Below are 25,445 nucleotides of genomic sequence, written 5' to 3'. Positions count from 1 at the left end.
GGGCGCGCCGGGCGGTCCGGCCGGACCATCGCCCGGCGTGGCCCGGTCCGTCAGGGCCGCTCCGGGTCGGGCAGGGCCGGCAGCAGCAGCCGTACCCGCAGCCCCGGACCGCCGTCCCGGCCGGGGTGGGCGTCGGTCAGGACGATGCCGCCGCCGGCCCGGCGGACCAGCTCGCGCACGATGGCCAGCCCGAGGCCGGCGCCGCCGTCGTCCCGGGCGCGGGCGTCGTCGAGCCGGGTGAACCGCCCGAAGACCCGCTCCCGGTCCGCGGCCGGGATCCCCGGCCCGTCGTCGGTCACCGTCACCAGGTGGTACGCCCCGTCGCCAGCGCCGCTGCCGCCCGTCCCCCTGCCGGCGGCCCCGCCGTCCGCCGCTCCCCGGCCGGCCGTCCCGCCGTCCACCGCTCCCCGGCCGGCCGTCCAGCCGTCCGGCGCTCCCCGGCTGGGCAGCCCGCCGTCCACCGCTCCCCGACCGGCCGTCCCGCCGGCGCCGCCCGCCTCGTCGATGCCCGGGCCGGCGGTCAGCACCACCTCGCCGTGGGCGTGCCGGACCGCGTTGTCGACCAGGTTGGTGAGGATCCGGCGCAACTCGTCGGGGTCGCCCTCGGTCCACAGCGGCATCGCCGGCGCGTCGAGGCGCACCGGCGGCGACGGATACCGGGCGGCCACCGCCGCCAGCAGGGCCCCCAACTCGACCGGCCCGGTGGCCCGTGCCGTCGGCCGCTCGTCGAGCCGGGCCAGCAGGAGCAGGTCGTCGACGAGCCGACCGAGCCGCTCGGTGTCGGCGAGCAGGTTCGCCGACACCTCCGTCCAGTCCGTCCGGTCGGCGAGCCGCCGGGCGACCTCCAGCTCGGTACGGATGTTCGTCAGCGGGCTGCGCAGCTCGTGGGCGGCGTCGGCGACGAACGCCCGCTGCCGGTCCCGGGCGGACTCCAGCCGGCCCAGCATCCCGTTGAGCGTGACCGCCAGCCGGTGGATCTCGTCCTGCGACGCCGGTACGGGCAGCCGCCCGCCCCCGTCCCGCCCGGTGATCTCCTCGGCGCCTCGGCGCAGCGCCTCCACCGGGCGCAGGGTCGCGCCGACCACCCGCCAGGCCACGGCGGCCAGCACCGCCACCAGCAGCGGGAAACTCACCAGCAGGATGGTCCGTACGACGTGCGCGCTGTGCCGTACGTCCGCCAGCGACCGGGCCACCAGGACGGTGCGCGGGTCGGCGGCGGTGCCCGCCGGTACGGTCACCACCCGCACCGGCCCGGCCAGGCCGACCCGCTCCCCCGACACCGTCAGCCGCTGCCGCGCGCCGGCGTCGATCCGTTCCGGCGACACCATCGGCACCAACCGGTCGGCGTCGATCGAGGCGGCCCGCACCCTGCCCTCGGCGTCGATCACCTGCACCCGGACCTGTCCACCGGCCACCGGCAGCGGATCGGGCAGGACCTCCTCGGCGGCGAGCAGCGCGACCGCGTCGGCGGTCTGGAACGCCTCGGTGTCCACGGCGCGTTGCAGGGCCCAGCCCAGCACGGCGAGCAGGACGAGCCCTCCGACGGCCAGTCCCCCCGACACCCCGAGCACCCCGACCACCATCAGCCGCCCGCGCAGCCCGAGCGCGGCACGCAGGCGCCCGCGCGCCCCCCTCGTCACGGGGCGAGCCGGTAGCCGGCGCCCCGGACCGTCTCCAGACGCTCCCGGCCGATCTTGCGCCGCAGGTACCCGACGTAGACCTCGACGGCGTTGGGCGCCGTCTCGACGCTGGCGTCCCAGACGTGGTCGAGCAGCTCCGTCTTGGAGACCACCTCGCCGGGGCGGCGCATCAGGTAGTCGAGCAGCGCGAACTCGCGGCTGGTCAGCGCGACCTCGGCGTCGGCCCGGGTCACCCGCCGCCGGGCCGGATCGAGCCGGAGGTCGCCGACCGCGAGGACCGTGGGGCGTTCGGGGGCGCCGCGACGCAACAGGGCCCGCAGCCGGGCCAGCAGCACGACGTACGAGAAGGGCTTGGTGAGGTAGTCGTCGGCCCCGCAGTCCAGCCCGTCGGCCTGGTCGTACTCGCCGTCCTTCGCCGAGAGCATGAGCACCGGGAGCCAGTGCTCCTCGGCGCGCAGCCGGCGCACCAGCTCGTAGCCGGAGAGGCCGGGCAGCATCACGTCGAGGATCATCGCGTCGTACCCGCCGTGCCGGGCCGCGTCGAGCCCCGCCGGGCCGGTCGCCGCCACGTCCACCGCGAACCCCTCGGCCTGCAGACCCCGTTGCAGGGCGGACGCCAGCCGCGACTCGTCCTCCACCACCAGCAACCGCACGGGGTCAAGGGTGCCACCCGTGCGGGCGGTCGTACGGTCGTCCTCAGCGCCCTCACAGCGTCGGGGAGGCAGGATGTCCGGCAGGAGGTGTCACATGTCCGTCCTGAAGAGCCGTCCCGTCCTACGCTGGCTGGTCCCGGTGACCGCCGTCGTGACCGTCATCGGCGGGGGTGCCGCGCTCGGCACGTTCGCCGCCCAGGCCGAGCCGAGCCTGCCGCCGCGTACCGCCGCCCAACTCCTGGTCGACCTGCAGACCTCCCGGCTGGAGGGGCTCTCCGGCACGGTCGTGCAGCGCGCCGACCTGGGCCTGCCGCCGCTGGCCGGCCTGGTCGCCGGCGACGGCCCGGCCGGCCTGCTGACCGGCACGCACACGCTGCGGGTCTGGCACTCCGGGCCCGACCGGCAGCGCATCGCCCTCGTGGACACGCTCGGCGAGCGGGACGTCATCCGCAACGGCCGCGACGTGTGGGCCTGGAACAGCCGGTCCAACACCGCCACCCACCGCACGCTCCCCGAGGGCGCCGGCGGGACCGGGAGCCCGGAGTTGCCGGTCACCCCCGGGGAGGCGGCCGACCGGGCCCTGGCGGCGATCAGCCCGAGCACCGAGGTGAGCGTCGGCCGGTCCGCCACGGTCGCCGGCCGGGACGCGTACGAGCTGGTGCTCGCCCCGCGCGACGCCGCCTCGCTGGTGCACCAGGTGCGCATCGCCATCGACGCGCGCCAGCACGTGCCGCTGCGCTTCGAGGTCTTCGCCGACGGCAGCGACAAGCCGGCCTTCGAGATGGCCTTCACCCAGGTGTCGTACGCCCGGCCGGACGCCGAGCAGTTCACCTTCAACCCGCCGCCCGGGGTGAAGGTGACCGAGGAGACCGCCGGGAACAAGCCCGCCGACGCGCCCGGGAAGCGACCGGCGCACGGCGAGCGGCCGGACGTGCGTACCGTCGGCGAGAGCTGGGCCACGGTGGTGGTCGCGCGGCTCGACGGCGCCGGCGCGCCCGCCGACCGGGCCGGGACCACCGGAAACGAGTCGACCGGCGACCCGGCGGCGCTGCTCGGCAAGCTGCCGAAGGTCAGCGGCGACTGGGGCAGCGGCCGGCTGCTGACCGGGAAGCTGTTCAGCGCGCTGCTCACCGACGACGGCCGGCTCATCGCCGGAGCGGTGACGCCGGAGCGGCTCTACGAGGTCGCCAGGGGCTGAGGACCGGCAGTCCGGGGGCCCGCCACGCGGCGGGCCCCCGCTGTCTCTCCGGGGCGGCCTGTGGCGTGGCCCGGCGCGCTTGGTCGCGACGGCCGGCGCACGGTATCTTTCTCAGTTCAGGCAACAAAAAAGAACGGCTCTCGAAAGCCGTTCCGAGAGAGATGCTAACCAAATGGGAGACGGCTTGTCAAGGCATTCCGCCGATTCCGCCGAATTGCAGTCCGATGACGAAATCGGCCGCGAACAGGAATATGTCTCGATGCTCTACCGCCGGCTGGACGAGCTGCGCGAGCAGGCGTCCCGACGGCTGACCGAGGAGCTACGGGCGACCGGCGGCACCCTCCAGGCCCGCTCCCAGCGCGACAGCGCGGTGCGGATGTACGCCGACCAGGTCGAGCAGCTCTCCGCCGTCGAGAGCGGCCTCTGCTTCGGCCGGCTCGACACCGACGACGGCGGCCCGCACTACATCGGCCGGATCGGCATCTTCGACACCGGCGGCGACTACGACCCGCTGCTGATGGACTGGCGTGCCCCGGCGGCCCGCGCCTTCTATCTCGCCACCGCGGCCAACTCCCAGGGAGTGCGCCGCCGCCGGCACCTGCGCACCCGGGAACGCAAGGTGATCGCCCTCAACGACGAGGTGCTGGACCTGGAGACCGCCTCCCCCACCGCGCACGAGGAGCTGACCGGCGAGGCGTCGCTGCTCGCCGCGCTCAACGCCGGGCGCACCGGCCGGATGCGCGACATCGTCGAGACCATCCAGGGCGAGCAGGACCGGATCATCCGCGCCGACCTGCCGGGCGTACTGGTCGTGCAGGGTGGCCCCGGCACCGGCAAGACCGCCGTCGCGCTGCACCGCGCGGCGTACCTGCTCTACACCCACCGCGAGCAGCTCTCCACCCGGGGCGTGCTCATGGTCGGCCCGAACGCCACGTTCCTGCGCTACATCTCCCAGGTGCTCCCGGCGCTGGCCGAGACGGGCGTGCTCCTGCGGACGCAGGGCGACCTCTTCCCGGGGGTCAGCGCCCGCCGGGCCGAGCCCGCCGCGACCGCCGCGCTCAAGGGCCGCGCGGTGCTGGTCGAGGTGCTGGCCGCCGCCGTACGGGACCGGCAGTGGGTGCCCGACGAGCCGCTGGAGATCGAGCTGCCGCAGCAGGAGGTGCTGCTGCTCGACCCGGAGACCGTCCGCGCCGCCCGGGAGCGGGTCCGCCGCTCCGAGCGGCCCCACAACCTGGCCCGGGCGCTCTTCGACGTCGAGATCGTCCACGCCCTGGCGGCCCAGGTCGCCGAGCGCATCGGCGCGGACCCGCTGGGCGGGGAGAACCTGCTCGACGAGGCCGACGTGGCGGAGATCCGCCGCGAGCTGCGCGAGGAGCCCGAGGTGCGGGCCGTGCTGGACCAGCTCTGGCCGGTGCTCACCCCGCAGCGCCTGCTCGCCGACCTGTACGCCTCCCCCGACCGGATCGCCGTCGCCGCGCCCATGCTCACCGAGGCCGAGCGGGCCATGCTGCACCGCGAGCCGGGCGGCTGGACGCCGGCCGACGTCCCGCTGCTCGACGAGGCGGCCGAGCTGCTCGGCGAGGACGAGCGGGCCGCCGCCGCCCGCCGGGAGCGGATCCGGGCCCTGCAACGGGAGTACGCCGAGGGCGTGCTGGAGATCGCCCGGGGCTCCCGCTCCATCGACGTGGAGGACGAGGCCGACGGCGGTGAGATCCTCGGCGTCACCGACCTGATCGACGCCGACCGGCTGCTGGAGCGGCAGGAGGAGGCGGACCGGCTGACCACCGCCCAGCGGGCCGCGGCCGACCGGGGCTGGGCGTTCGGGCACGTGATCGTCGACGAGGCACAGGAGCTCTCGCCCATGGCCTGGCGGCTGCTGATGCGCCGCTGCCCAAGCCGCTCGATGACGATCGTCGGCGACGTGGCGCAGACCGGCGCGCTGTCCGGCACCCCGTCCTGGGCCGACGCGCTGGAGCCGTACGTGGCGCAGCGCTGGCGGCTGGAGGAGCTGACGGTCAGCTACCGCACCCCGGCCGAGATCATGGCGGTCGCCGCCGACGTGCTCACCGAGATCGACCCGGCGCTGCGCCCACCCCGCTCCGTACGCTCCAGCGGTGTCCCGCCGTGGGACCGCGCGGTGGCACCGGAACGCCTGGCGGCGGAGCTGGTCGCCGCCACCACCGGGGAGGCCGCCGGACTGGACGACGGCCGGCTCGGGGTGATCGTGCCGGCCGGTCGGGTCGACGAGCTGGGCGCCGCGCTCACCGCCGCCCTGCCCGAGGCGGCCATCGGCGAGGACCCGGAGCTGGAGAGCCGCGTGGTGGTGCTCACCGTCGGCCAGGCCAAGGGCCTCGAATTCGACTCGGTCCTCCTGGTCGACCCCGACCGCATCGTGGCGGAGTCGCCCCGGGGTCGCAGCGACCTCTACGTCGCCCTCACCCGCGCCACCCAACGCCTGGGCATCCTCCGCCCCGCCTGACCCGCCGGCGCCGTTGCGCCCGCCGGCTCCCTGCGACCTGGTCGGCGGGTCACGACCTGGTCGGCGGGTCACTCCGGGGTGAAGTCGCCGACCTGGCTGGCGGTGCCGGACTGGTCGCTGGTGGAGCCGCCTGCCGGGGTGCTCAGGCCGCCGGTGGTGGCGTCGCCCGTGGTGGTCGGGGCCACCTTGCCCGGGTGCCGCTCCGGCTGGCGTGCCACCCGGCGCACGCTGGCCGGGCCGGCGGTGCCGCCGGTCGTGGTCACGGCGCCCTGCCCCCGGGTCGGTCCGCCGTCGCGCAGCACCTCCGGGTCGACCGGAACGTGCGCCGGGTCGTCCGGGTCCTCGTCCTGGATGACCCGCTGCACGTCGGTAGGGGGCACGGTCACCTCGTCGAGAACGCCCTCGCCGTACACACCACCGGCGATCCGCTCCTCGGCCCGCCGGGCGGCGTCCTGTCGCACGTCGTCCTCACGCATGTCCATCACCTCACAGGAGTGGTCGGTCCGACCTGCGTGCCCGCCACCCCCACCGACAAACCCGCCCCACCTGTCGCCCCGCCGTCCCGCCCGCACCCGGCGTCGATCATGCAGTCGTGGTGCCCGTCAGATACCGATTCAGGCGATTTGCACCCCACCACAACCGCATGATCGACGCCGGCTTCGGGGCGGGGCGGGGGTGGGGGTGGGTTTGGTGGGGGTGGGGTGCAGGGAGCGGGGCAGGTATCCGGGGTGCCGGGGGTGTTACTGCCCCCGTCAGGTCGGGTAGACGGCGGGTGCCCCCGCCATGCACGCGAACCGTGCCGTGGCCGACACGCGGTAGCGGGGCGAGGGAACGCAGGTACGACTCATCGCATCCTGAGGAGGACAAGATGAGCACGCAGGCTGCTTCCACCAGGCCGATGAACCGGCCGACGCAGGACGCGCCCAACCGGGCGATGCAGGACCGGGCCATGCAGGACCGGGCCATGCAGGAGACGCCCACCCGCCCGATGCCGATGATGCATGACGGGCACCGGGAGGCCATGCAGGCACCCGGCACGGAGACCAAGCCGTCGCTGCGTACGACCGAGTTCTGGGTCTACATCGCGGCCGTGATCGGCGTGCTGGCCGCCTCGCAGCTGGTCGGCCAGAACTCGACCGGCGTGGACATCTTCCGGGCCGACAACGCCTGGTTCATGATCACGCTGCTGACCATCGGTTACCTGGGTAGCCGCGGTCTGGCCAAGGCCGGCAGCAACTGGCGCAGTGGCGAGGAGCGCAAGGCCCGGCACTGACAGGGCGACGCACCACGGCAACGGTGGCCCTCGGGACTACGGTCCCGGGGGCCACCGTCGTGAGTGGTCCTACTCCTCGAAGCCGCCGAAGTCCTCGCCGTCGCCCTCGAAGGCGTCGCCGATCATGTCTCCGACGATCATTCCCCCGACGGCTCCCATCGCGGCACCGGCGACGACGCCACCCATGCCGACGCCTCGGCCGTGACCGTGCCCGTGACCGTGACCGTGGCCGCCGAAGCCGTGGGCGCCGCGCAGGCTGCCGTAGCGGGAGGTGGTCTCCCGGAGCCAGCCGTCGACGACCTGGACCCAGTCCGTCTTGTCGGCGTCGGCGTGCGAGAGCCGGTAGTGGCCGAAGGCGTCGTGCCCGGGGGTCAGGAACCCGCCGCGCTTGTCGCACTCCAGGATGACCTCGACGCCGTGCGGGCTGGTCACGAAGGTCAGCTCGACCTCGTTGATGGTGCTCGCGTACTGGGGCGAGGCGAAGAACTCGATCTCCTGGTAGAACGGCAGCGTCTGCTGCGTGCCACGGATGTGACCGCGCTCCAGGTCGGCGTGCTTGAACCGGAAGCCGAGCCGCTGGAACGCCTCCAGGATCCGCTCGTGCACCGGCAGCGGGTGCACGTTGACCTGGTCCAGGTCGCCCTTGTCGACCGCCCGGGCGATGGCCAGCTCGGTGCGCAGCCCCATCGTCATGCCGCGCAGCCGCTGGCCGTAGACGTCGGTGATCGGCGTCTCCCACGGGACCGGGAGCTGGAACGGCAGGGAGAGCTGCTGCTTCGGGGCGAGCTGGAACGCGCCGCTGACCGGCAGCCGGTGGAACTCCATCACGCCGGCGTACTCGGTGTCACCGCCCTCGATCTCGACCCGGGTGACCAGGCTGACGACGACCTGCTCGACGTTGGCCGGGGCGTCCCCGCCCTGCAGGTTGACCTGCCCCTCGAGGGTCAGACCGGGGCGGGTGTTCGGGTTGGTCAGGACGGTGTCGACGCTCGGCCCGCCCACTCCGAACGCGCTCAACATCTTCTTGAAGACCATCGGAACTCCCGTGCAAAGACACCGCACTCCACCCTGGAGCCGGTCGCTGACTCGTCGGGACACTACGCGGAAGCGCTGTGAAGTGCCTGTGAGAGTGCACCACGACGGCGCAGACCGCAGGTGGACCGGCATCCCCGCGAGCCTCCCGGTGATCAGGACGCCATGGACCCTAAAACGGCGGGATAACGTCCATGGCGTCCTGATCACCATTGGACGGACCGTGGGCGGCGGTGCGGCACCACAGCCGTGCCACGAGACGCCGTCGGGGTCAGGCACCTTTCGGGCATGCGGCAGATCTGGGCAGGGGGTTGGGCGTGGAGGTTTCGGGCGTGGGGGCGAGCGTCGGGCGTACGGGCTGCCTGAGCCGCAGGCAGCGGTCCCACCGGAGGTCGCGGCTCGCCTGGTCCGGGAGTTGAGAGTCTGGCTGTGCACCCTGCGCCGCGACGGTTCGCCGCACGTGACGCCGGTCTGGTTCGTCTACGTCGATGACACGTGGTGGATCGGTTGCGGGGGCGAGAGCGTCAAGGCCCGCAACGTGGCGGCCGATCCACGGGTGTCGCTGGCCCTGGAGGGCGGGGAAGCCCCCGTCGTGGCCGAGGGTCTCGCCCGGGTGCGCCGAACCGACTTCCCGGACCCGATCGTCAAGGCTTTCGCGACCAAGTACGCAGGGTGGGACATCCGCGAGCCGGTCGCCCCGGAGAGCTTCCGGGTGTTGCTGGAGATCCCCGTACGACGCTGGTTGCTCGCGGGCGTGGCCCGTTGATTCGGCTCCCCGGGAAGCGGAGCGCGTCGCGCTGATGTCGTAGACGGCTCAGCTCGACAGCGCCGAGCCGTCTGGTAGCCCGCGCATCCGCAGGAGCGGAACGGTCAGGGTGCGGATCACGCCTTCGGGGCGGCGATGGCGGAAAGGTCTCCGGTGAGTGCGGCCACTGCCCGCTGGATTCGAAGCGGGGCCGCTGGATCGGTGCCGCCCGTGAGGGCGACGTGGTGCAGCACGCCGACCACCGCCAGGGCCAGCGCCGCCACGTCGGCGTCGCCGGCCACCCGTCCGAGTTGCCGCTCGGCGGCCAGGTAGCCGGCGACGGCACGCTCGACCGCCTGCAGGCCGGCGGTCCCACCGCCCAGCACCGTCTCGACCTGTGTCACCAGGTCGGGCCGGAAGGCCATCAGCCGGGCCAGTGCCAGCAGCGTCTCCATCGGCGTAGCCAGGATGGCCTGGTTGAGGTTGCCGGCGACCGTGCCGGACCCGGCGCGCTCCGGGAGGCCGGCCACCGCGCCGGAGACCACGAAGGACCGGTCGATCCAGTACCCGGCCAGGAAGTCGTCGAAGTTCGCGAAGTGCGCGTAGAGCAGCCCGGTGGCGACGCCGGCCTCGCGCGTCACGGCCCTGCCGGTGAGCCGGCTCGGTCCGTCTCGCACGATCAGCCGCTCGACGGCGGCGAAGAGCTGCTGCCGAATCTCCGGGATGGCTACTCCACGCGGCATGTCCGAAGTCTAGGCGGTGACGCCGTCCCTCGTTGCGCCCGGTATGAACAGTCGCTCATACTAGTTTGAGCGAACGCTCATTCTGACTCGGGAGTGCTGGATGAAACGTGCAGTGATCGTGGGAGCGGGCATAGCCGGGCTGGCCACCGCGCTGCGACTCGGACGCGACGGATGGCACACGGTCGTGGTGGAACGCGCCCCCGCCCGACGCAGCAGCGGCTACATGGTCAATCTGATAGGCCCGGGCTACGACGCCGCCGAGCGCCTCGGCCTGCTCACCGCGCTGTCCGCGTACGACCTGGGTCTGTTCACCACCGTGCTCGTCCGCACCGACGGACGGCCCAAGTTCACAGTGCCGTCCAGCCTCGCCGAGGCCGCCCTCGGCAACCGGGCCGTGTCGGTGTTCCGCGGCGACCTGGAGTCGACGCTGTACGAGGCGGTGCGCGACCGCGCCGACATCCGCTTCGGCACCACCGTCACGGCCCTGGAGCAGGACACCGAGCGGGTGCGGGTGGTGCTGAGCGACGGCACCACGGAACACGCCGACCTGCTCGTCGGCGCCGACGGGGTGCACTCCGCCACGCGGACGGCCGCGTTCGGCTCCGGCTTCCAGGTCGATCTGCCGTACGTCGTGGGCGCCTTTCCCCTGGCCGACCCGGTGGCGGGCGTGCCGGACTCCTCAGCCACCACGTTCATCGGCCCGGGACGCACGGCGGCGATCGTCAACCTGGGCGCGCGGCGATCGTCGGCGTTCTTCACGTACCGCAGCGCGGACCCGGCCGCCGACCTGCGGCGCGGAGCGGTGGAGGCGCTCGACGCGGCGTTCGGAGATCTCGGCGGGGCTGTCCCCGACGCGATCCGCCACCTCGGGAAGGACCCGGCCGGCGCCTACTTCGACGCGATCAGCCAGGTGGTGATGCCACGCTGGAGCACCGGCCGGATCGTGCTGCTCGGGGACGCGGCCTGGTGCGTCACGCTCTTCGCCGGGCACGGGGCGACCCTCGCGCTCGCCGGCGCGAACCAGCTCGGCGCCGCCCTACGACGGCACGACGACGTACCGGCGGCACTGACCGAGTGGGAGGCGGGACTGCGCCCGGAAGCCGTGAAACGGCAGGCGCTCGCCCGTCGTGGAATGCTCCAGTACGCGCCGCCGAGCCGGTTCCACGTGTGGATGGGCGACGTGACCATCCGGGCGATGACCCTCCCGGGTGTGCGCGGTCTCGTCCGGCGCGGCATCGAGCGCGCGAACCGCAAGGCCGTGCCGTGACCACGAGCTCGGGCCGGTCAGTCGATTCCGACGACGATCAGCTCGCCCACCTGGCCCGCTAGCTGGTCGCGCGCCTCCTCGGGCAGCCCGGCGTCGGTGACGAGCACGTCGGCCTCGGAGAGCGGGGCGATGGTGGCCATTCCGATCGTCTCCCACTTGGTGTGGTCGGCCAGCACCACCAGGCGCCGGGCTGCGCCGACCAGGCACCGGTCGGTGCCCGCCTCCAGCAGGTTCGGCGTGGTGAATCCGGTGCGCGGGCTCATCCCGTGCACGCCGAGGAAGAGCACGTCGACGTTGAGGGCGCTGATCGCCGCCTCGGCCACCGGCCCGGTCAGGGCGTCCGACGGGGTACGGATCCCGCCGGTCAGCACGACCGTCTGGTCGGCACCCGGGTGCTGGTGCAGGGCCTCGGAGACGGGGATGGAGTTGGTCACCACGGTCAGGCCGCGTACGTCGGCCAGCAGGGTGGCCAGCGCGGCGGTCGTGGTGCCGGCGGAGAGCGCGACGGCCATGCCGGGCTCGACCAGGGCGGCGGCCCGTTCGGCGATGGCCCGCTTCTCGGCCCGCTGCCGCAGCGACTTCGCGGCGAAGCCGGGCTCGTCGCCGGGTCCGGGGCCGACCAGGGTCGCGCCGCCGTGGACCTTGTCGACCAGCCCCCGCTCGGCCAGCACCTCCAGGTCGCGCCGGATCGTCATGTCCGAGACGCCGAACCGGCTCACCAACTGGCTGACCCGCACGCCGCCGCGCTGCCGGATCATCTCGAGGATCACGGCCTGTCGCTGTCGGGCCAGCATCCGGAGGGCCTCCTTCGCGCCGTCACGCCACGGACGTGGGGGCCGGATCGCCGGACGTGCGGGCCGCGGCGGCGGTCGGCGCCTCGCGGATGACGGCCACCTCGCCGGCCGGCACGACCAGGTCACCGGCGCAGGTCGTGCCGGTCAGCAGTTCCACGCCGGTGGCGTCGAGCCGGGCGTCGGCGTCGGTGTGGTTGATGACGAAGAGCCAGGTGCGGTCGCCGGCGCGCCGCCGGACCACCTCCACCTCGGCGGGGACCCGCGCCGCCGGGCGTACCCCCGACTCGGCCACCAGCCGGGCCACCAGCCGGTCCGTCGCCGCCGCGTCCAGCCGGGTGCCGACGTACCAGGCCGCGCCCGCGCCGACCGGGTGCCGGGTCAGCGCCGGCACGCCCGGCAGGGGCCCGTCGGCGTACGCGGCGAGCACCTGCGCGCCCTCGGGATGCAGCCACTCCGTCCACACGTCGGCGACCGAGCCGTCGTCGAGGGTGACCCGCGCCCCCGCCCGCAGCGGGAAGAACTCCTCGACGCGGACGCCCAGCAGTTCCCGGAACGCCCCCGGGTAGCCACCGAGGCGGATGTGGTCGTGCTCGTCGACGATGCCGCTGAAGTACGTGACCAGGGCGGTCCCGCCGGCCTCGACGTACGCGCACAGCGCCGCGGCGTGCGCGTCGCGCACCAGGTAGAGGGTGGGTGTCAGCACCAGCCGGTAGCGGGACAGGTCGGTGGCCGGGTGCACGACGTCGGCGGTGATCCCGGCCCGCCACAGCGCGTCGTGCAGCGCGCCGAGGCGGTCGGCGTACGTGACGTCGACGGTGGGGTGCGAGTCGAGCTCGGCACCCCACCACGCCTCGTAGTCGAACAGGATCGCCACCTCGGCGTCGACCCGGCTGCCGCGTACCTCGGCGAGGGCCCGCAGGTCCGCGCCGAGCCGGCACACCTCGCGGAACACCTTGGTCTCCGGGCCGGCGTGCGGCAGCAGCGCGGAGTGGAACTTCTCCGCCCCGGCGCGGGAGGCCCGCCACTGGAAGAAGAGCACCCCGTCCGCGCCGCGCGCCACGTGCGCCAGGCTGTTGCGGCGCAACTGGCCGGGGGCCTTGGCGACGTTGCGCGGCTGCCAGTTGACGGCGCTGGTGGAGTGCTCCATCAGCAGCCACGGGTCGCCGCCGGCGACGCCCCGGGTGTGGTCGGCCGCGAGGGCGAGCCCGACGTGGGCGCGCGGGTCGGCGGCGGTGAGGTAGTGGTCGTTGGCGACGACGTCCACGTCGGACGCCCAGGAGTGGTAGTCGAGGTACTTGATGCCGGTGCCGATCATGAAGTTCGTGGTGACCGGCTGGCGGACCAGGCGCGTGAGCACCTCGCGCTCGGCGCGCAGTTGGGCGCGCTGCTCGTCTGAGGAGAAGCGCAGGAAGTCGAGTTGCTGGGTGGGATTGGCGAAGGTCGGCGCGGTGCGCGGCGGGTTGATCTCGGCCCAGTCGCCGTAGCGCTGGCTCCAGAAGGCGGTGCCCCAGGCGTGGTTGAGCCCGTCCAGGTCGCCGTAGCGCTCGCGCAGCCAGCGGCGGAACGCCTCGGCGCTGACGTCGCAGTAGCAGTGCACGTTGTGGCAGCCCAGCTCGTTGGAGACGTGCCACATGACCACGGCGGGGTGGTCGGCGTACCGGCTGGCGAGGGCCTCGACCAGAGCCAGCGACCGCTCGCGGAACACGGGCGAGCTGGGGCAGTACGCCTGCCGGCCGCCCGGCCAGAGGATCGCGCCGTCGGCGCGCCGGGGCAGCGTCTCCGGGTGCCGGTGGGCCAGCCACGGGGGCGGGCTGGCGGTGGCGGTGGCCAGGTCGACCGAGATCCCGCCGCCGTGCAGCACGTCGATCGCCCGGTCCAGCCAGCCGAACTCGTACGCGCCGGGGGCGGGCTCCAGCAGCGCCCAGGAGAAGATCCCCACCGACACCAGGTTGACCCCGGCCCGGCGCATCAGCGCGACGTCCTCGGCCCAGGTGGACTCGGGCCACTGCTCGGGGTTGTAGTCGGCACCGAACCAGATGTCGTCACCCTGCCATCGCCGCATGAATGCAGAGCGTGCCCGGCCGAGGCGGCCAAGTCAACACGTTCCAACATCGATCATCTTTACAACGTTTACCTCTCAACAGCCTTGTCGTGACGGGGTTGTCGGGAGATTGCCGCCCCCTTGACACCACCCGGAGGACGAGTAGCTTGAGGCGCCACTGGCAATTCGTGTTCGCCAATGTCGATTCGCGATGGAACCGGGTGTGTGTTCACGATTGCCGGGACACCGCCACCGACGGCCCTCGGGCACCTCTTCATCCGCAGGAGGCACCATGTCCCGTCCCCGCACCCGAGCCGAGTACCTCGCCCGGCTCGTACCCCCCTCAGTGGCCGGCCTCAACCGTCGTTCGCTGCTGGCCGGCGCGGCCGGCACCACCGCGCTGCTCGGCACGGGCCTGCTCGCCGGCTGCGGTTCCGACTCCGGCGGCTCCGACGCCAAGACGGTGTCGCTGGGTTCCAACCAGTCCGACCCGAAGCCCAAGGAGGTGATCGCGAAGGTCATGGACGGCTTCCGGACCTCGTCCGGCCTCGAGGTCGCCGTCAACACCGTCGACCACAACACGTTCCAGGAGAACATCAACAACTATCTCCAGGGCAAGCCGGACGACGTGTTCATGTGGTTCGCCGGCTACCGGATGCGCTTCTTCGCCGCCCGGGGCCTCGCCGGTGACCTCAGCGACGTCTGGGGCAAGCTCTCCGGGATGTCCGACGCGTTCCGCAAGGCGTCGACCGGCGACGACGGCAAGCAGTACTTCGTGCCGTCGTCGTACTACCCGTGGGCCGTCTTCTACCGCAAGTCGGTCTGGCAGCAGAACGGCTACCAGGTGCCGAAGACCCTCGACGACCTGACCGCGCTCGCCGGGGAGATGAAGAAGGACGGGCTCACCCCGATCGCCTTCGCCGACAAGGACGGCTGGCCGGCGATGGGCACCTTCGACATCCTCAACCTGCGGATCAACGGCTACCAGTTCCACATCGACCTGATGGCCGGCAAGGAGTCCTGGACCTCCGACAAGGTGAAGAAGGTCTTCGACACCTGGCGCGGCCTGCTGCCCCTGCACCAGCCCGACAGCCTCGGCCGGACCTGGCAGGAGGCCGCCCAGTCGTTGCAGCAGAAGAAGAGCGGCATGTACCTGCTCGGCCTCTTCGTCGGCCAGCAGTTCGACGGCGCCGACCTGGCCGACCTCGACTTCTTCACCTTCCCCGAGATCGACCCGGCGATCGGCGCCAAGGCCCTGGACGCGCCCATCGACGGCTACATGATGGCCCGCAAGCCGAAGCAGGAAGCCAACGCCAGGAAGCTGCTGGAGTACGTCGGCTCGAAGGCGGCCGCGGACATCACCGTCAAGAGCGACCCGAGCACGCTGGTCGCCAACAGCGAGGCCGACACCAGCGGCTACAGCGCCCTGCAGAAGAAGGCCGCCGAGCTGGTCGGCTCAGCCACCGAGATCGCCCAGTTCCTGGACCGCGACACCCGCCCGGACTTCGCCTCCACGGTGATCATCCCGGCGCTCCAGCAGTTCATCAAGGACCCGAAGGACATCGACGGGCTGACGTCGAGCATCGAGAACCAGAAGAAGTCGATCTTCACCGACTGACGGCGAGAGGGTGAGGGCACCGTGTCCGACCTGCCCCTGATCCAAGCGGATCGCGCCGCGCCGCCGCCGGCCGCGGCCACCTCCACGGGTGGTCGCCGCCGGCGCGTACGGCTGCTGTCCCGCACCGACCGCGTGGTCGTCGCGCTCATGGTGGCCGTACCGCTGCTGCTCGTCGTCGGCCTGGTCTGGCTGCCGGCGGGCGCCACCGTGCTGCTCTCCGGCACCGACTGGGACGGCATCGGCCCGGTCTCCGAGATCGAGTGGGTCGGCGGCCGCAACTACGCCGACGTGGTCCAGAACTACCCGCCGTTCGTGCCGGCCGTGCAGAACAACATGCTCTGGCTGGCGGCGCTGTTCGTGGTGGCCACCCCGTTCGGCATGTTCCTGGCCGTCCTGCTCGACAAGGAGCTGCGCGGCACCCGCTTCTACCAGACCGCGCTCTACCTGCCGGTGGTGCTCTCCCTGGCGCTGATCGGCTTCGTCTGGCAGCTGCTCTACTCCCGCGACCAGGGCCTGGTCAACGCCGTCCTCGGCACCGACGTCGACTGGTACGGCGACCCGGACGTCAACATCTGGGCCGTGCTGGTGGCGGCCGGCTGGCGGCACGTCGGCTACATCATGCTGCTCTACCTGGCCGGGCTGAAGGGCGTCGACCCGTCGCTGCGTGAGGCCGCCGCCGTGGACGGCGCGTCGGAGGGCCGGACGTTCTTCAAGGTGATCTTCCCGGTCCTGCGGCCCATCAACATCATCGTGCTGGTGGTGACGGTGATCGAGTCGCTGCGCGCGTTCGACCTGGTCTGGGTCATCAACAAGGGCCGCAACGGCCTGGAACTGATCTCGGCGCTGGTCACCCAGAACGTGGTCGGCGAGGCGAGCCGCATCGGCTTCGGCTCGGCGCTGGCCACCATCATGCTCGTCGTCTCGCTGGTCTTCATCACCGTCTACCTGGCGACCGTGCTGCGGGAGGGACGCCGATGAGCACCGCGACCGTGCCCCGGGAGGACCGGACCGCCCCCGCGGCCGAACGCCGCCCGCCGCCGCGCCCGGCCCGGGTGGTGCTGCACGTGTTCCTCGCGGCGGTGGCGATCGGTTGGCTCTTCCCGATCCTCTGGGCCGTGCTGACCTCGCTGCGCTCCTACGAGTACACGGCCACCAACGGCTACGTCTCGCTCGGCGGGTGGACCCTCGACAACTACGTCACCGCCTGGCGGACCGCCGAGTTCGGCAAGCACTTCCTCAACTCCGTCTACATCACCGTGCCGGCGGTGCTGCTGACCCTCTTCCTCGCCTCGTGCGTGGCGTTCGTCATCGCCCGGTTCAGCTGGAAGACCAACATCGTCCTGCTCGGCCTGTTCACCGCGGCGAACCTGCTGCCCCAGCAGGCCCTGCTCATCCCGCTGTTCCGGCTCTTCACGCAGGTGCCGCTGCCGGCGTTCATGAGCGACTCGGAGCTGCTCTACGACAGCTACTGGGGGCTGATCCTGGTCAACGTCGCCTTCCAGTGCGGCTTCTGCGTCTTCGTGCTCAGCAACTACATGAAGGCGCTCCCGCGCGACCTCTACGAGGCGGCGATGGTCGACGGGGCGAGCGTCTGGCGGCAGTACTGGCAGGTCACCCTGCCGCTGTGCCGGCCGGCCCTGGCCGCGCTGGCCACCCTGGAGGTGACCTGGATCTACAACGAGTTCTTCTGGGCTACCGTGCTGATGCGTACGGGGGACAAGTTCCCGGTGACGAGTTCGCTCAACAACCTGCGCGGTGAGTTCTTCACCGACAACAACCTGGTCTCGGCCGGCTCGGTGCTGGTCGCGATCCCGACCCTGGTGATCTTCTTCCTCCTGCAGAGGCAGTTCGTCCGGGGCCTGACCCTGGGGGCTTCAAAGGGATGACCATCGTCCACCTGCGCCGTGCCCGGACCAGCCTGGTGCTCGACGCGCGGGGCCCGGGGCTGCCCCGGGTCGCGCACTGGGGGGCCGACCTCGGCCCCGTCCCCGACGGCGACCTGCCCGCCCTGGTCGACGCCACCGTCGCGCCGGTCGTACGCAGCAGCTTCGACGCGCCGACGGTGCTTTCTTTGCTGCCCGAGGCGTCCGCCGGCTGGGGCGGCCGGCCGGCGCTCGCCGGGCACCGCGAGCGCCGGGACTGGTCCACCGCCTTCCGGCTGACCGGTCTCGACGTCGCCGACGACGGCACCGGCTCCGCCCGGGTCACCGTCCGGGCGTCCGACGGCGGGGCCGGGCTGACGCTGACCGTCGAGATCGCGCTCGACCCGACCGGCCTGGTGCTGCTGCGGCACCGGCTGCGCAACGACGGCGACACGGCGTACGAGCTGCGGGAGCTGACGCCGGTGCTGCCGGTGCCGGCGGTCGCCACCGAACTGCTCGACCTGACCGGCCGGTGGTGCCGGGAGCGGTCCCCGCAGCGGCACCCGTGGCCGATGGGCGCCTGGGTGCGCGAGGGCCGGCACGGCCGTACCGGGCACGACGCCACCCTGCTGCTGGTCGCCGGCACGGCGGGTTTCGGCTTCGGCAACGGCGAGGTGTGGGCGGTGCACACCGCGTGGAGCGGTGACCACGTGACCGTCGCCGAGCGGCGGCCGACGGGCGAGTCCACCCTCGGCGGCGGCGAGCTGCTCACCCCCGGCGAGGTGCTGCTCGACCCCGGCGGGGAGTACGCCACCCCGCTGCTGTACGCGGTCTTCTCCGCCGACGGGCTGGACGGGCTCAGCGACGTCCTGCACACCCACCTGCGCGCCCGCCCGCAGCACCCGGCCACGCCCCGCCCGGTCACCCTCAACGTCTGGGAGGCCGTCTACTTCGACCACGACCTGGACCGGCTCCGCACGCTGGCCGACCAGGCGGCCGAGGTCGGGGTGGAACGCTTCGTGCTCGACGACGGCTGGTTCCGGGGCCGCCGCCACGACCGCGCCGGCCTCGGCGACTGGTACGTCGACGACACCGTCTGGCCGGACGGCCTGCACCCGCTCGTCGACCACGTACGCGGGCACGGGATGCAGTTCGGGCTCTGGGTGGAACCGGAGATGGTCAACCCCGACTCCGAGGTGTTCCGGGCCCACCCGGAGTGGGTGCTGTCGGCACCGGGCCGGCTGCCGCCCGCCTGGCGCCACCAGCAGGTGCTCGACCTGGCCCAGGCGCCGGCGTACACCTACCTGCTGGAGCGGCTGGACGCGCTGCTCACCGCGTACCCCGGCATCGACTATCTCAAGTGGGACCACAACCGGGACCTGACCGAGGCGGGGCACCAGGGCCGCCCCGGGGTGCGCGAGCAGACCCTCGCGGTCTACCGGCTCCTCGACGAGCTGCGCCGCCGACACCCGGGGGTGGAGATCGAGAGCTGCGCGTCCGGCGGAGCCCGGGTGGACCTGGAGATCCTGCGACGGACCGACCGGGTGTGGGCCAGCGACTGCAACGACGCCCTGGAGCGGCTGGCCATCCAGCGCTGGACGGGGCTGCTGCTCCCGCCCGAGCTGGTCGGCAGCCACATCGGGCCAGAGCGCTCGCACACCACCCACCGCGTGCACGACCTGGGTTTCCGGGCGGCGACGGCGCTCTTCGGCCACCACGGCATCGAGTGGGACATCGGCGCGATCGACGCGGCACAGCGCGGCGAACTGGCCGCCTGGGTCGCGCTGCACAAGCGGCTCCGCCCGCTGCTGCACGCCGGCCGGGTGGTCCGGGTCGACCACCCGGACCCGGCCGTCTGGGCGCACGGCGTCATCGCCCACGACGGTTCCCACGCGGTGTACGCCGTGTCGCAGCTGGCCACCTCGGTGACCCAGGCGCCCGGGCCGGTCCGACTCCCCGGTCTCGACCCCCGCCGGCGGTACGCGGTGCGGCCCGTCGCGGGCGTGCCGGAGCCCGCCACCCTCCAGCGGGCCGCCCCGGGTTGGCTGGCGAGTGGCCGTGGGGTGACGCTCGGCGGCGCGGTGCTGGCGGCGGTCGGGCTCCAACTGCCGGCGCTGCATCCCGAGCAGACCCTGCTGCTGGAGGTCACCGCCGCCGACTGAGCCGGTTCGCGGGCAGCGGTTGTCGTGCACGCCAACGGACGGTGTCCCCCTGCGCAGTGAGGCGCAGGGGGACACCTCAGGCAGAGAGGGTCACTGGCCGTGCAACCTCATGCTCGGCCACCAGCCGTACTCTGCGGGTCCCACGGTCCACGACTGCACCGGCGGGTTGAAGCCGCCGTCGGTCTTCGCGGTGAACGTGTGCAACCCGATGCCGTCGCTGGGGTACTGGTAGAGGACGGCGAGGTCGTCGCGTTTGTCGCCGTTGTAGTCGCCGGAGACAATCTTGATCCTGGCGAACTGGCCGAAGATGGTCGACGTCCAGGAGGCCAGCGGCGCCTCGAAGTTGCCGTCCGCCTTGGCGATCCAGGTGAACAGGCGCAGGCCGTTGTCGTTGAGCAGGACGGCGACGTCGTCGCGACCGTCCCCGTTGAAGTCGCCGTCCACGACCTTCATCGAGGTGAGCGACGTGAACGGTGCGCTGTTCGGGGTCGACCAGGAGGTGTAACCGGTGCCGAACGTGCCGTCAGCCTTGCCCGGCCAGGTGATCAGCGCCATGGCCGTGCTGTTGTTGTACCGGTAGAAGAGGCTCGCGTCGTCCCGGCCGTCGCCGTTGACGTCACCGGCGAAGACCGAGGTGGTCGTCCAGCTACCGAAGTTGGACGCCTTCCACACCTCGACCGGTTCTTCGAAGCCCCCGTCCGGTCGGGCGATCCAGTTGAACCATCCCTCGTCGCCGTTGGCGTATCCGTAGAAGGCGGTCAGGTCGGTCCGGCCGTCGCCGTTGAAGTCACCGGAGGCCATCTTCATGTTTTCCATGTGGCCGAAGTTGTCGTCCGTCCAGGACCTGATCGGCGCGCTGTACTTGCCGTCCGGTCGGGTGATGAACGTATCCAGGTAGAAGTTGCCCCCGGCGCGCTTCGACATGACGGCGACGTCCCTGACGCCGTCGCCGTCGAAGTCGTCGTTGAAGACCTTGACCTGTTCCTTGTAGGCCCCGTTGCCGCCCGACCACTCGCCGAGCGGCGCGGTGAACGCGCCGGTGGAGGTCGCGGGGAAGGTCTGCGGCGCGCCGTCGCCGGTGGCGTACACGTAGAGGAAGTTGATGTCCTCGTACTGGTCGAGCGCCGGGCCCTGCGGGATGTTCGCGGTCAGCCAGGAACCGAGGTCGTCGACGCGGGTCTCCACCGCCTCGCGGCGCGTCTCGGTCTCGGCCAGGCACCCGCCCTGCCAGGACGTGTGGTGCAGGGCCACGAGCTGCGGCTGGCCGTTGACCATGCGGACGGTCGGCCCGCCGAGGTCACCGCGGCAGATGGCGGCCTGCCCGCTGCCCAGGATCGCCAGCGTGCCGGCGTTCACGCCCTGCACGGCGAAGGTGCCGGTGTGCAGCTGGTCCGGCACCCAGGTGGTGGCGGTGCGACCGAAGCCGGCCACGGTGAGCTGCTCGCCCACGGTGGGGGCGGCGCCCAGCGGCACCGGAGCCGCGTCGACCCGCGCGGCGAGCCGGACGAGCACCACGTCACGGTTGGGGTGCGGCACGATCCGGAAGACCGGAACGACCGCGCCGCTCGACGCGGTGAGGTCGGAGCGGCCCACGGTCACGGTGGCCGGCTTCGCGGGCGTGCCGGCGACGACCGGCTGGCCGTCGACGCTGAAGCAGCTCTTGGCGGTCAGCACCCACCACGGGTCGACCAGCGCGCCGCTACAGGCCTTGAGGCCTGGCCCCACCTCGATCTTCGCGGCGAACGCGAAGGAGCCGTCGCTGACGGCGGCACCTCCGGTGACCGCCTGGGCCGGCGAGACGCCGAGCAACCCGGCCAGCAGGGCGGTGGCGAGCAGGCCGGCAATCCGGGCTGTCCGCCGACGGTACGACGATGGCACAGACGATCCCTTCCGGATCAACTGGCGGGGGCGATGTACGACAGTGCGACGACGACAGGCGTCGAAGCGCGACTATGGTGTGCCGGACGACGCTCTCATGAGCGGCCGGCGCGTACAGCCAGGCGTGGCACCATGCAGACTCGTGCCCAACCGTGTGGCTGGGCACGATCGCGAACGATCATGCACGACAAGGACCCCCGTGTCCCTTGCGGACTCGCGACCACCAGAAGGCGATTGCAGGGTCACCGTAGGCATTCCCGCCTTCGGCCGCTGCCCACTCAACGGTGCGGTATCCCACATCGTCGATGTCTTGCGTCGTCTCCGATCCGCCCCTATGGTCAGCGGCCTCCGGGGGCGGCGCATCGGGCCGGCCAGCCCCGACCCGTCCGGCGCCCTGCGACCGCCCGTGCGGCACCCCGGCTCTTCGCCGATGTCACGAGGAAGAAAGGTGGCCGGGCCCGCGCGGGGCCCGGCCACCGGTGGTACGGGGAAACTCAGCTCGCGGTGCAGGTCACCGCGGGCGTGGCGTTGGTGCCGTTCCAGCTGGCGATGAAGCCGAAGCTGGTGCTGGCGCCGGCGCCCAGCCGGCCGTTGTAGTCGGCGTTGCGGGCCGTGACGGTCGACCCGCTGCTGCTCAGGACGGTGCTCCAGGACTGGCTGACGGTCTGGCCGTTGGCGAACGTCCACTTCGTCGTCCAGCCGGTGATCGCCGCCGAGCCGGCGGTCACCTTCACCTCACCCTGGAAGCCGCCCTGCCACTGGTTGCTCACCGTGTACGTCGCCGTGCAGCCGCCCGGCGGCGGGGTGCTCGGCGGCGGGGTCGTGGGCGGGGGCGTGGTGGGCGGCGGGGTGGTGGGCGGGGGCGTCGTCGGCGGCGGGGTGGTCGGCGGCGGGGTGCTGCCGAAGACCGTCGCCTCCTTCGCGGTGGCCTTGATCCCGTTCGCCCCGTTGAAGATGCGCTGGCCCCAGGTGCTCAGTGCGGCGGGGTTGAAGTTGGTGACCATGTCGAGGTACTCGACGCCACCGCCGTTGCCGCTCCACGACCAGCCCAGGTAACCGATCCCGTTGGCCTGGCTGTAGGAGAGGATGGTGTCCTCGTCGGGGTTGCCGTCGGAGTGGTCGAAGCCGAACTCGCCGACCACGATCGGCAGCTTGGCGGCGCGGAACCGGCCCAGGTAGTCGCTGATCTCGGCGGCGGTGTCGAAGACGCCGTACATGTGGATGGAGAAGACCGTGTTCTTCTGCGGGTCGGCCGCGAACACCGACGCGGCGTTGTCGCGCATGGTGAACGACCAGTCCTGACCCCAGTTCGGGGCGTCGACCATGATGGTGTGCGTCAGGCCGCCCGTACGCAGCCGCTTGATGGCGTTGGCGGTGTCGGTGGCCCAGGTGCCGTAGCCCTGGTTGCCGTACGGCTCGTTGCCGATGTTGACGATGACGTACTTCTCCTGGCCGGCGAGGGCGCTGGAGACGCTGAGCCAGTAGTCGACCGCCTGAGCGAGGGTGGCCGCCCCGCTCTGCTCGCCGTAGCCGGTGGTGTCGTGCACCTCCAGTACGCAGATCAGCCGGTTGGCCTTGCACAGCGAGATGACGTTGGCGACGTCGGCGGTGTCGTTCTTCGCCCACCGCTGGCCGCTGGCCAGCACCACCCGCACCGTGTTCGCCCCGAGCGCCTTGATGTTGGCGAAGGAGCTGGTCTGCTGCTGGTACCAGGTGTGGGCGTGGTTCACGCCACGCATGACGAACTCGCTGCCGTTGGCGTCGTAGAGCTTGCCGTCGGCGACGGAGAAGCCGGTCGCGGCCCGCGCGGGCTGCCCGAACGCCAACACGGCGACCAGCAACGCGAGCAGGGCCGCGCCGGCGGCGGAGAGTCTCTTCTTCATGGCCTTCCTCAAAGGGAGGACCCCCGCTGCCCAGGTGGGGGTGGGACGTCACAGGGGATGGCGGCTGCAGCCCGACAGCCGCCGCCCGGCTCCCGGCGGCGCAGGGATCAGCGTAGGCCGGTCGGGCCGGTCACGCAATGAACCGGTTAAGCAGCGGATCGCCGACACCGGACGCGAGGGTTGACCCGACCTGGCAGGGGTATCCGGGGATGATCCGCCCGGGTCGGAAGGAGACACCCATGGTCAAGGTCGGCTACACCCTGATGTGCGAGCAGGCCGGTCCGAAGCAACTGGTCGACTACGCGGTGCGGGCGGAGGCGGCCGGCTTCGACCAGCTCGTCATCTCCGACCACTACTACCCCTGGCTGGACTCCCAGGGCCACTCCCCGTACGCCTGGTCCGTGCTCGGCGCGGTCGCGCACGCCACCAGCCGGGCGGAGCTGATGTCCTTCGTCACCTGCCCGATCCGCCGCTACCACCCGGCGGTCGTGGCGCAGAAGGCCAGCACGATCGGGGTCCTCTCGGACGGCCGGTTCACCCTCGGCCTCGGCGCGGGCGAGAACCTCAACGAGCACGTGGTCGGCGGCTGGCCGCACGTGCAGCAGCGGCACGAGATGTTCGAGGAGGCCCTCCAGATCATCCGGCCCCTGCTCAACGGGGAGACGCTGACCTTCTCAGGCAACCACTACGACGTGCCCGACGCCTACGTGTGGGACCGGCCGGCCCGCCCGGTGCCGATGGCCGTCGCCGCCTCCGGCCGCCAGTCGGTCACCCTCGCCGCCGAGTACGGCAACGGCCTCGTCGCGACCGAACCGGACCCGCACATCATCGAGATGTACGACGAGGCCGGCGGCGCCGGGCAGCCCCGCTACGGGCAGGTGGCCATCTGCTACGGCCCGGACGAGGCGGAGTGCCGCAAGATCGTGCACGACCAGTTCCGCTGGTTCGGGATGGGCTGGAAGGTCAACGCCGACCTGCCCGGGCCGGAGTCGTTCGCCGCCGCCACCCAGTTCGTCCGCGAGGAGGACGTGGCCGAGGGGATCTCCTGCGGGCCCGACGTGGACCGGCACGTCGAGGCGTTCCGCAAGTTCGTCGACGCCGGCTTCACCCACGTGGCGATCGTGCAGGTGGGCGGCGAGACGCAGCCGATGTTCCTGGACTGGGCGCAGGAGCAGCTCCTGCCGAGGCTGCGCGAGCTGTGAGGGCGGCACCGGTCCGGCGTCCCCGGGTGACCCCGCCGGGCCGCTTCGGTCCGGCGGAGCTGCGCCTCGCGCTGGCCGCCCCGAAGCCGGCCGCCGGGCTGACCAGCGAGTGGCGGCTGGTCGACGGGATCCGTACGCACACCCGCCGCGCCGGCGACCCCGGCACCGCCGCCACCCCGGTCGTGCTGGTGCACGGGCTGGCGGTGTCCCACCGCTACCTGACCCCGCTCGCCCTCGCGCTGGCCGACACCCACCCGGTGTACGCGCCCGACCTGCCCGGCTTCGGGCTGACCGAGCGCCCCGGCCGCGCGTACGACGTGCCCCGGCACGCCGCGCACCTGGCCGCCTGGCTGGCCGCGTACCGGATGCCGCCCGTCTGCCTGCTCGGGCACTCGTTCGGCGCGGAGGTCGTCGCGGCGCTCGCCGCCCGGCACCCCGACGCGGTCGCGGCGGTGGTGCTCGCCGGCCCGACCAGCGACCCGGCCGCCCGGTCCCGACGGGGACAGTTCGGGCGCTGGCTGGTGGACACCCTGCGGGAGGCGCCGTTGCAGGCGCCGATCCTGCTCCGGGACGTCCTCGACGCCCGCCCCTGGCGGGTCCACGCGACGCTGTCGCACTCGGTGCGCAACGGCATCGAGGCGGACCTGGTCCGCATCGCCGCGCCCACCCTGGTCGTGGCCGGCTCCCGGGACCCGGTCGTGCCGCCGTCCTGGCGCGCGCAGGTGGGCCGGCTGGTGCCGCACGCCCGTACGGTCACCGTGCCGGGCGCCGCGCACAACGTCGTGACCACCGCCCCGGCGCAGGTCGCCGACGCGGTCCGCGCCCTGCTGTCCCCCACACTCACGAACAGGTGACGAGATGCGTATCGGCAACACGGAGATCCGTCCGGCCGGCGGCGGCCTGGGCTGCCTGCTGATGATCCTCTTCTCGATCGTCGCCTCGGTCGTCCTGACCGTGGTGCTCAACCTGCTCCTG

At 72.6% G+C, this 25,445-nt stretch carries 20 protein-coding genes; 11 read left to right on the top strand and 9 right to left on the bottom strand.

Translation table 11 applies throughout. The annotated features are described in order from the left end of the window. Nucleotides 1–50 precede the first annotated feature (50 nt). The gene (locus tag OG989_RS16145; RefSeq protein WP_442791953.1) at nt 51–1,583 is read right to left on the bottom strand and encodes a sensor histidine kinase; all 1,533 of its coding nucleotides are present in this window, start codon (nt 1,581–1,583) and stop codon (nt 51–53) included. A 53-nt stretch (nt 1,584–1,636) separates the two neighbouring features. Beyond that, on the bottom strand, nt 1,637–2,293 hold the full coding sequence (locus tag OG989_RS16140) for a response regulator transcription factor (RefSeq protein ID WP_132240027.1): 657 nt from the start codon (nt 2,291–2,293) through the stop codon (nt 1,637–1,639). A gap of 94 nt (nt 2,294–2,387) precedes the next feature. Here OG989_RS16140 and OG989_RS16135 point away from each other — a divergent pair, with 94 nt between their 5' ends. Next, entirely contained in the window at nt 2,388–3,491 is a 1,104-nt protein-coding gene (locus OG989_RS16135; RefSeq protein WP_327030959.1) for a LolA family protein, read from the top strand. 172 nt (nt 3,492–3,663) lie between these two features. Further along, the gene (locus OG989_RS16130) at nt 3,664–5,970 is read left to right on the top strand and encodes a HelD family protein (RefSeq protein WP_327030958.1); all 2,307 of its coding nucleotides are present in this window, start codon (nt 3,664–3,666) and stop codon (nt 5,968–5,970) included. 68 nt (nt 5,971–6,038) lie between these two features. Here the strand turns inward: OG989_RS16130 and OG989_RS16125 are convergent, their stop codons facing one another. After that, the gene (locus tag OG989_RS16125) at nt 6,039–6,446 is read right to left on the bottom strand and encodes a hypothetical protein (RefSeq protein ID WP_151457334.1); all 408 of its coding nucleotides are present in this window, start codon (nt 6,444–6,446) and stop codon (nt 6,039–6,041) included. 392 nt (nt 6,447–6,838) lie between these two features. Here OG989_RS16125 and OG989_RS16120 point away from each other — a divergent pair, with 392 nt between their 5' ends. Further along, on the top strand, nt 6,839–7,243 hold the full coding sequence (locus OG989_RS16120) for a hypothetical protein (protein WP_151455875.1): 405 nt from the start codon (nt 6,839–6,841) through the stop codon (nt 7,241–7,243). Between the two features lie 69 nt (nt 7,244–7,312). On the opposite strand, the gene OG989_RS16115 is transcribed toward OG989_RS16120, so the two are convergent. Beyond that, nucleotides 7,313–8,278: a sporulation protein gene (locus tag OG989_RS16115; RefSeq protein ID WP_327030957.1), complete on the bottom strand. Its 966-nt coding sequence runs from the start codon at nt 8,276–8,278 to the stop codon at nt 7,313–7,315. Nucleotides 8,279–8,633: 355 nt separating this feature from the next. On the opposite strand from OG989_RS16115, the gene OG989_RS16110 reads away from it, so the two are divergent. Beyond that, nucleotides 8,634–9,041 (top strand): pyridoxamine 5'-phosphate oxidase family protein, encoded by a 408-nt coding sequence (locus OG989_RS16110; protein WP_327031175.1) that lies wholly within the window; start codon nt 8,634–8,636, stop codon nt 9,039–9,041. A gap of 116 nt (nt 9,042–9,157) precedes the next feature. Here the strand turns inward: OG989_RS16110 and OG989_RS16105 are convergent, their stop codons facing one another. Beyond that, nucleotides 9,158–9,763: a TetR/AcrR family transcriptional regulator gene (locus OG989_RS16105; RefSeq protein WP_327030956.1), complete on the bottom strand. Its 606-nt coding sequence runs from the start codon at nt 9,761–9,763 to the stop codon at nt 9,158–9,160. A 100-nt stretch (nt 9,764–9,863) separates the two neighbouring features. Here OG989_RS16105 and OG989_RS16100 point away from each other — a divergent pair, with 100 nt between their 5' ends. Continuing rightward, nucleotides 9,864–11,030, top strand: coding sequence for an FAD-dependent oxidoreductase (locus OG989_RS16100; RefSeq protein ID WP_327030955.1), 1,167 nt, complete (start codon nt 9,864–9,866; stop codon nt 11,028–11,030). 17 nt (nt 11,031–11,047) lie between these two features. Here the strand turns inward: OG989_RS16100 and OG989_RS16095 are convergent, their stop codons facing one another. Further along, a complete protein-coding gene (locus OG989_RS16095; RefSeq protein WP_327030954.1) occupies nt 11,048–11,824 on the bottom strand; it encodes a DeoR/GlpR family DNA-binding transcription regulator in 777 nt (258 codons plus the stop codon). 22 nt (nt 11,825–11,846) lie between these two features. Then, nucleotides 11,847–13,886 (bottom strand): beta-galactosidase, encoded by a 2,040-nt coding sequence (locus OG989_RS16090; protein WP_327030953.1) that lies wholly within the window; start codon nt 13,884–13,886, stop codon nt 11,847–11,849. A gap of 271 nt (nt 13,887–14,157) precedes the next feature. Here OG989_RS16090 and OG989_RS16085 point away from each other — a divergent pair, with 271 nt between their 5' ends. Genes OG989_RS16085 through OG989_RS16070 form a run of 4 tightly spaced genes read left to right on the top strand, consistent with a single transcriptional unit; the run spans nt 14,158 to nt 19,507 of the window. Beyond that, a complete protein-coding gene (locus OG989_RS16085) occupies nt 14,158–15,483 on the top strand; it encodes an ABC transporter substrate-binding protein (protein ID WP_151455869.1) in 1,326 nt (441 codons plus the stop codon). A gap of 21 nt (nt 15,484–15,504) precedes the next feature. Continuing rightward, on the top strand, nt 15,505–16,461 hold the full coding sequence (locus OG989_RS16080; protein ID WP_327030952.1) for a carbohydrate ABC transporter permease: 957 nt from the start codon (nt 15,505–15,507) through the stop codon (nt 16,459–16,461). Beyond that, the gene (locus OG989_RS16075) at nt 16,458–17,369 is read left to right on the top strand and encodes a carbohydrate ABC transporter permease (protein ID WP_327030951.1); all 912 of its coding nucleotides are present in this window, start codon (nt 16,458–16,460) and stop codon (nt 17,367–17,369) included. The genes OG989_RS16080 and OG989_RS16075 overlap by 4 nt, the downstream gene beginning before the upstream one ends. After that, nucleotides 17,366–19,507 carry an alpha-galactosidase gene (locus OG989_RS16070; RefSeq protein WP_327030950.1) on the top strand — a complete coding sequence of 714 codons (2,142 nt, stop codon included), beginning with the start codon at nt 17,366–17,368 and terminating at the stop codon, nt 19,505–19,507. The genes OG989_RS16075 and OG989_RS16070 overlap by 4 nt, the downstream gene beginning before the upstream one ends. Nucleotides 19,508–19,597: 90 nt before the next feature. On the opposite strand, the gene OG989_RS16065 is transcribed toward OG989_RS16070, so the two are convergent. Continuing rightward, nucleotides 19,598–21,385: a trypsin-like serine protease gene (locus OG989_RS16065; RefSeq protein WP_327030949.1), complete on the bottom strand. Its 1,788-nt coding sequence runs from the start codon at nt 21,383–21,385 to the stop codon at nt 19,598–19,600. Nucleotides 21,386–21,879: 494 nt separating this feature from the next. Next, complete coding sequence (locus OG989_RS16060; protein WP_327030948.1) at nt 21,880–23,268, bottom strand: cellulase family glycosylhydrolase; 1,389 nt, start codon at nt 23,266–23,268, stop codon at nt 21,880–21,882. Between the two features lie 239 nt (nt 23,269–23,507). On the opposite strand from OG989_RS16060, the gene OG989_RS16055 reads away from it, so the two are divergent. Together OG989_RS16055 and OG989_RS16050 are read left to right on the top strand one after the other, a co-directional pair. Further along, nucleotides 23,508–24,470 (top strand): TIGR03557 family F420-dependent LLM class oxidoreductase, encoded by a 963-nt coding sequence (locus OG989_RS16055; RefSeq protein ID WP_327030947.1) that lies wholly within the window; start codon nt 23,508–23,510, stop codon nt 24,468–24,470. Beyond that, nucleotides 24,467–25,324 carry an alpha/beta fold hydrolase gene (locus OG989_RS16050; protein ID WP_327030946.1) on the top strand — a complete coding sequence of 286 codons (858 nt, stop codon included), beginning with the start codon at nt 24,467–24,469 and terminating at the stop codon, nt 25,322–25,324. Before OG989_RS16055 ends, OG989_RS16050 begins: the two co-directional genes overlap by 4 nt. Nucleotides 25,325–25,445: the final 121 nt, after the last annotated feature.

The organism is Micromonospora sp. NBC_01740, assembly GCF_035920365.1.
Taxonomy (GTDB): domain Bacteria; phylum Actinomycetota; class Actinomycetes; order Mycobacteriales; family Micromonosporaceae; genus Micromonospora; species Micromonospora reichwaldensis.
Note: the sequence above shows the minus strand (reverse complement) of the source record. Positions and strands in the feature narration are given on the sequence as shown.